Source organism: Variovorax sp. P4_D9, assembly GCF_056401695.1.
In genome coordinates this window covers 1-6,610 of sequence record NZ_JBFUIU010000514.1, presented here as the reverse complement: position 1 = coordinate 6,610, position 6,610 = coordinate 1, and the positions used below count along the sequence as shown (strand labels likewise).

General features: G+C 63.5%; 5 protein-coding genes and 2 pseudogenes. 5 read left to right on the top strand and 2 right to left on the bottom strand.

The window, feature by feature from the left end; genetic code table 11:
* A partial coding sequence (locus AC1DY5_RS37170) for a hypothetical protein (RefSeq protein WP_478119481.1) occupies positions 1-1,065 on the top strand: 1,065 nt, incomplete at its 5' end.
* Between the two features lie 1,190 nt (positions 1,066-2,255).
* On the opposite strand, the gene AC1DY5_RS37165 is transcribed toward AC1DY5_RS37170, so the two are convergent.
* Positions 2,256-2,501 (bottom strand): hypothetical protein, encoded by a 246-nt coding sequence (locus AC1DY5_RS37165; protein ID WP_478119480.1) that lies wholly within the window; start codon positions 2,499-2,501, stop codon positions 2,256-2,258.
* Positions 2,502-2,994: 493 nt separating this feature from the next.
* On the opposite strand from AC1DY5_RS37165, the gene AC1DY5_RS37160 reads away from it, so the two are divergent.
* The 3 genes and pseudogenes from AC1DY5_RS37160 (at position 2,995) to AC1DY5_RS37150 (ending at position 5,627) form a co-directional block, all read left to right on the top strand.
* Positions 2,995-3,435, top strand: coding sequence for a LexA family protein (locus AC1DY5_RS37160; protein WP_478119479.1), 441 nt, complete (start codon positions 2,995-2,997; stop codon positions 3,433-3,435).
* 100 nt (positions 3,436-3,535) lie between these two features.
* Positions 3,536-4,829: pseudogene (locus AC1DY5_RS37155) on the top strand (Y-family DNA polymerase).
* A 234-nt stretch (positions 4,830-5,063) separates the two neighbouring features.
* Positions 5,064-5,627 (top strand): phospholipase D family nuclease, encoded by a 564-nt coding sequence (locus tag AC1DY5_RS37150; protein WP_478119482.1) that lies wholly within the window; start codon positions 5,064-5,066, stop codon positions 5,625-5,627.
* Positions 5,628-5,807: 180 nt separating this feature from the next.
* Here AC1DY5_RS37150 and AC1DY5_RS37145 read toward each other — a convergent pair whose 3' ends face one another.
* Positions 5,808-6,002, bottom strand: coding sequence for a hypothetical protein (locus AC1DY5_RS37145; RefSeq protein WP_478119478.1), 195 nt, complete (start codon positions 6,000-6,002; stop codon positions 5,808-5,810).
* Between the two features lie 368 nt (positions 6,003-6,370).
* Here AC1DY5_RS37145 and AC1DY5_RS37140 point away from each other — a divergent pair.
* Positions 6,371-6,610, top strand: a pseudogene (locus AC1DY5_RS37140) (hypothetical protein); the annotation flags it as partial.

Below are 6,610 nucleotides of genomic sequence, written 5' to 3'. Positions count from 1 at the left end.
ATCATGTGGGCGCTCAAGCAGCCCGACATCGACTTCTTGCCGTCCGTCCGGGAGAGCGGGCTCGAACTCATTCGCGCCTTCAACCCGCGCAAGGGCGCAGCTCAAGAGATCAAACGCAACGCACGAGTGAAGGCCCGGGCGATCGCGGAGCAGGATCTCGGACCACTTCTCAACGGCCTCCTTGCAGCCCGCGGATCCCCCCAGTCGTGGGGCACCAAGACGACGGCCTGGCTGAACGCCGGCATCGCGACCGGCGCCCGCCCTGGGGAATGGGAAACCGCTTACTGGTTCGATCGCGATCGTCGGATCCTTCGGCTGCCCAACTCCAAGCTCAAGAAGCAAGCCGTGTTCGACTGGCAGCACATCCCAGAGCGGCTCCTGAACCGCGCGGATGCCGATCTTGCCTCGATGGCCGAGGCCGACCTGGAGAACGTYTCSGTCGTGATCACCGCGGCGAGGCGCCAGTCGGAAGCGCTCGCCAGGAACCTGGCCTTCTTCGACCATGCAGAAGCGCAGACTGACACGACGAACGAAGCCGCGATTGACAGCCTGCGCCGTCTGCGCGCCTGGGAGCTGCGCAACGCGGGCCTTGCCTGGCGCGACATCGAAGTGCCAGCCCGCTGGGTCGGCGCCGTCGACGCGCACCTCACCAACGTGCAGCAGTACCTGGCGGCCGCCTACGACGACCGGAGCTTCGAGCGCTTTTTCGACGGATGCCGAGCAGCACTTCGAAAGGCTTGTCTGCGAGCCTTCAAGGACGGCCGGCTCTATTCACTCTACGACACCCGCTCGACCGCCGCCGCCAACATGCAGGCGACCATCGGGCCCGAAGCCGCGGCGATGGTCATGGGGCACTACAAGAAACGGAAGCGGACGCTCTCCGAGAACTACGCCGGGTCCGATCGGGCGTTCCGTCGGGCCGGTCGGTTCGCACCGAGCCCGGCCGATACCCAGAACCAGCGCGACCAGGCGGCGGACCGAGCAGCGGAGCAGTCGGCCCCGGCGGACACGCCCGGATCTGGCGAAGCGCCCCCACCTTCCGCTACAGACGCACCGGCCGAATGAGCATTGTTGCGATCTTTGTAATCTATGAGCGAAACAACGTTCTTCACCATATCGTGGCCGGCAAGTCCGTCGCGCCGTAGCTTGTCGAGACGATGAGGTCTTGTTGGCGGGGCCCGATACGGGTAGCTCGCCGATGAAAAACCGCCCCTGCCAGTGACGGCAAGGGCGAAAGAGGTCGGTGGTCGACCCGTCGCAGTCAAATAAGACTAGCCACCGAACCTGCTGATCCACTCCGTTCCGCCTTCAACTTTTGGCCGCGTCCTGATCGACCTGCCAATCGGCGCAAAAATGCGGTCGTTGCTGTTGGATGCGTCTTCGGACCTCCGCGGCCGAAGGAATCACGCCTGCCTTTTCCAGGCCATCGAGAAACGAAGCCGTCGAGAGCAAATGCACGTTGCCCGGCACTGCGTACGAGAGTTCCCTATGAACCAGTCGTCTTCAATGAGCACGAGCATAGGGTCGCCTGGATTCGCCCGGCGAACTGAAATCACGAAGTTCGTGATCGCCAGCTCGCCCAAGTCCTGCGGCATGGAGACACGTTCTCCAGCTGCCGCGCCCACCGTCCACCGTCCACCACTCTGATCCCGACTGCAGCTGCGCGCCCGGCGGCCACGATGTGCCAGCCTCCCGGCCTTCTGAGGTAGCGTGAAGCCATCAAGGCAAGCCCTCCCCAACCTCAAAAGACACCACGAATTTCTTACCGGCCCCGTTCCCGCATCCGAGCCCCTCGCGCCGTCGGGATGCGCAACGCGGCCGTCGGGCGTTGCGAAGGGATGAGCGTCGCCACGCGAACCGGAGCGGGCCGCGCCGGCAAGGCCGATGCCGTGTTTGTCATCGTGACATTGCGCGGAGCGTTGTGTGCTGATGTGCTTTGTCTCTGTGGGAACCCGTTGAGGCATGCACCAAAAGAAAGTCCTCGCGGTTCGCACCGCGAGGACCAAATCCACCAAGGAGCGGTGGAGGAGACAACCGACGCACTCGAACCGGTCACGTTCACCCGAGGACGCAGCTTGTCTGATCACATGCAATCCTCGTGCCGCAACAGCGCCCGTCGCGAAGGACGCGCATTCCTCCTACGCGCCGCCGATTGATGAGCAGAGCACATCCTCATGGTACCAACAGATCGACGATGCGTTGCCGGTCGATGCCTGTTCTATCTTGCGTGCCGCAAGCTTCTCGAGAGTCAGTCGTCAGGCGTTCAGGTTCCATTTCGCCTGCACGGCGGCCAAGGCCCGCGACACCGTATCGCGATAGGCCGAGGCGTTTCCGAAACTGCGCATCGTCCAGTTGCATCCGTCCACTTCGGCACCGGGTGGCTGCGACCTGGGCTGCGGGACGTGGACATGTTCACCATCATCGATCACTTCGGCGTCGCTGTGGATGAGGCGCCAAACCTCCGCATGAATCTCGTCTGCCGTCTTCAGTTGTCGCTTCATGGTCTTCCCCGTGACTTGGAACCTGGCGTGAACGCCCGCCAAAGCAATAAACGAGCGGTCGGCCAGTTAAGCAAGCTCGGAGCGCACATGTGAGTCAGGACAGCGCCGCGCGCAATAGCGCACGCAACGCCGGCGTGGCGGAAAAGTAAAGCCAGCGGGCACCGTCGCTGCCGGCCTGAAGCCCCGACTCGATCCAGGCGAGGTCGTGGGGGGCTGGCCGTGGCCCCGGCTTGGACGAGCGACCTGGCTTCCGGCGGCGTCAGATGACCGACCCATTGGGTCGTCTGGGAGCGCTTGACCTTGCGGAGCGCAGCATGCATGTCGGGAGCCGTCGGGTTCATGTACGCATTTTCCTCCCGGGAGGTCAAGGCCGGGCGGACCTTCGATCAGGCACCGCTCATGCGCCTCCAAGAGGCGGGGGCGCCGAGCGCAAATCGGCCGACCACCATCGAAAATTTTCGTCGCCACCCGCACTTCAATTTATACTGGATGGATGAACAGTATTCCGGCGACCGCCTTGCTCGCGGCTTTGACGCCGGACGTCGTCGTCGTGCCCTTCGTTCAGGGCAAGCTGGCTGCCGGTTTTCCGTCGCCGGCCGATGATTTCTTGGTCAAACGACACGACCTCAATGAATTGCTGATCAAGCACCCGCAGGCCACCTTCTTCTGGCAGGTCAGCGGCCAGTGGATGCACGAAGCCGGCATCGATGACGGCGACATCCTGGTGGTCGACCGGGCCTTGAAGCCTCGACACGGCTGCATCGTCGTCGCCCAGGTCGACGGTGATCTCACGGTCAAGACGCTGCACAAGCGGGCGGACAAGGTGAAGCTCGTCCCGGCGAACCCGACTTTCCCCGAAATCACCTTCCGGGAGGGCCAGCAACTCATCATCTGCGGGGTCGTGACCGCCGCCATCAAGCGATTTACGCTATGACCGGCCCGCGTTTCGAGAACAGAGCGATGAGCTACCTGCTTCCTTGCGTTCAGCGTTGTGCCAGCCTCTTGCGTTGCCGCAAGTCGCCCAGGCACCCTCCATGTATGCCCTGGTCGACGGCAACAACTTCTACGTCAGCTGCGAGCGCGTGTTCAGGCCCAGTTTGCAGGGCCGCCCGGTCATCGTCCTGAGCAACAACGATGGCTGCGCGATTGCGCGCAGCAACGAGGCCAAGGCCCTCGGCATCGCGATGGGCGCGCCGTGGTTTCAGATTCAGCGCGAGCTCCCGGATTCCGGCGTGCTCGCCTTGAGCGCCAACTTCACCCTTTACGGCGACATGAGCAGCCGAACGATGTCGATCGCTGCGGGCCTGGGACCCGAGCAGGAGATCTACAACATCGACGAATCCTTCGTCGGGTCGCAGGCATCCGCGACCTCACGCGTCGGTCCCAGGCGGTGCGTGAACGAATCCTTCAATGGACCGGCATTCCCTGCGGCATCGCATCGGGGCGACGAAGACGCTTGCCAAGCTTGCAAACCACGTCGCCAAGTCGGCGGATCGCAAGCCCGACAGCTACCCGATCGAACTGGCCCGCGTCGCGAACCTCGCCGCCCTCCCCGCCAGCGACCTGGACGCCGTGCTGCAAGCCACGGCGCTGGGTGAGATCTGGGGTATCGGGAGCCGCATCGGCGAACAGCTTCGCGCAGAAGGCCTCACGACCGCACTCGACGTGGCAAGGCTCGACCCGGCGACAGTGCGCCGGCGCTGGTCCGTGATGCTCGAACGGACGGTGCGCGAACTGCAGGGGCAACCTTGCATCGGATTCGAAACTGTCGCGGCCGCCAAGAAGGAAATCGCATGCACACGCAGCTTCGGGCACCCCATCGAACAGCTGCGTGACCTGGTGGAAGCCGTGACGGATTTCTGCAGCCGCGCGGCGGAGAAGCTTCGCAAGCAGGGCGGCTATGCGGCGCAGGTCCTTGTGTTCATCCACACATCGCCTTTTCGGGAGCAGGACCGGCAGTACTCGCGGTCCATCACCGTGCCATTGCGCAGGCCGACGGCAGACACCAGCCTGATTGCGGCCTCAGCCATTCGCGGCCTCCACGCCATCTTCAAGCCCGGCTACAAATACGCCAAGGCGGGCGTCCTGCTGCTCGATCTTCAGGACGCCGCCGTTGAGCAGGGCGAACTCGCGCTGGACGAGCCCGGCAAGGATCTCAGCCATCTGATGCGTGCGGTCGACGCCATCAACCAGCAGCATGGTCGCGGCTCGATTCAGTTGGCAAGCGCAGGGATCACCGGCGCAAAGCGCAGGTGGGTCATGCGCCAGTCCCTCAAGACGCCCAACTACACCACCAGTTGGAGCGACTTGCCGGTCGCACGCGCATGATGAATGCGCATGAACCTGGAGGCGGTTCCCCGGTCAGCCAGAGCCAATCGAACGACACACCGAAGATGACGATCTTGGGTGGGTGCCAGGCGCGCCGTGCGCATGGAAGCTGCTTGTCGCGGGGCGCCATCGGATGCAAGCAAGGTGACCGCCGGCTTCTMCGAAGAGCGCCGCTGCCGCGAACCAAACAGCGCGCGCAAAGTTGCTACAGTCGYGCCCCAACCTGAACACTCAATGCGATCCTTCTTTCTTCCTGCCGCGCGCCATGCCCTGCTGGGCATCGCCTTTGCCCTTCTCGCTGGCTGTGCCAGTTCACCCAGCGCCCCGCTCTCCGGCTCGCAGATCGAAGTGGCCTTCTCGCCCGATGCGGGCTCCGAAACCCTCGTGCTCAAGGTCATCGACAGCGCCCGCAGTTCGATCCGGCTGGCCGGCTATTCCTTCACTTCGCCTTCGGTTGTTCGCGCGCTGACCGATGCGAAACGACGTGGCGTCGATGTGCGCGTGCTGGTCGATGACAAGGGCAACCGCGGCAAGGCGAACATCGCGGCGATGAACCTGCTCGTCGGGGCCAACATCCCGACCAAGGTGATCTCGACCTACGCGATTCACCACGACAAGTACATCGTGGTGGATGGCAGGCACACGCAGACTGGCTCCTTCAACTACAGCCAGGCGGCGGCGAAATCCAATTCTGAAAACGTGCTGGTGGTGTGGAGCAATCCGAAGGTGGCGGCAAGCTACCTCGCGCATTGGGAGAACCGGTGGGCCCAGGGCATGACCATTGAGATGACCTACTAGGCACCAGCAGGTTCGGTGGGAGTTTTGCCAAGGCCCATACGCCTCGCGTGCTGCAGGCTGAAGGGGGCGGAGCTCTTCAAGCTGTCCACGCCGGCACGCTTTTTGCCCCAGATGCCGGAATTGGACTGACGCTTCTCGTCGCCCCGCAGTCCCAGGGTTAACAAGAGTTCGCAAAGCCGCTCACGGGTCAGCGAGGATCCGGCGCGTCACATAAAAACCGGGCTTCAAATGGGAAGCGGCCCGGCTATCGGACCTGGCGCGCGCGAGTCGTCGAAAGATCCCTACCGCTTCAACTTCATGGGGCTGGGTGAGGCGGCACAAGAGCGCGACATCGGCGGCGCTTTGGTGCAGAACATCACGCGCTTTCTGCTTCATCGGCCTGTTGCTGCGCAAGCAGCGCAACCTCGTGGCCGAGTACGCACTGCGCGGCATCGACAGTCCGATGGGCGTGGCAGAGTACCATCTCATTGAGGCCCTGCCCGAGGCTAGCCGAAAGCCAGCCAAGCATCGAAGACATCGAGCGCGAACTGGGCAGTACGAGGGTCCATAAAGAACGCGAAATGCCTTTATCGCAAACGAACTTACCGTGTAGCCGGGCACAGTTGTTTCCCCGGCGACTCGAGCGCAAGGCATGCCGCGCCGGCCGTCGAGCCGGGAGACGACGAGGGCCGTGGAAGCACCCGCTCGACCCTTCTCCCAAAGTCATGCGTGTTGCCTTGATGCCTTGATGCACGGGTGAAACGATGCAACTCGACATCTTCGAACACGGCCGCGAGGTGATGCTGAGGAACGACGCTGTGCATGCGCTCGAGCGGCGCGACGCGTCGGCCGCTCTGCAAGCTTGCGATCGCCTTTCCCAAGAATATCCTGCCGACGACTCCTTACCGTCGCTGCGCGTTCTCACCGGCTACATCGAGGCCGCCGAAGTCGGCCGCGACGATGCGTTTCGCGACCACGAATCCTTGCGCGAGGCGCGACAGATG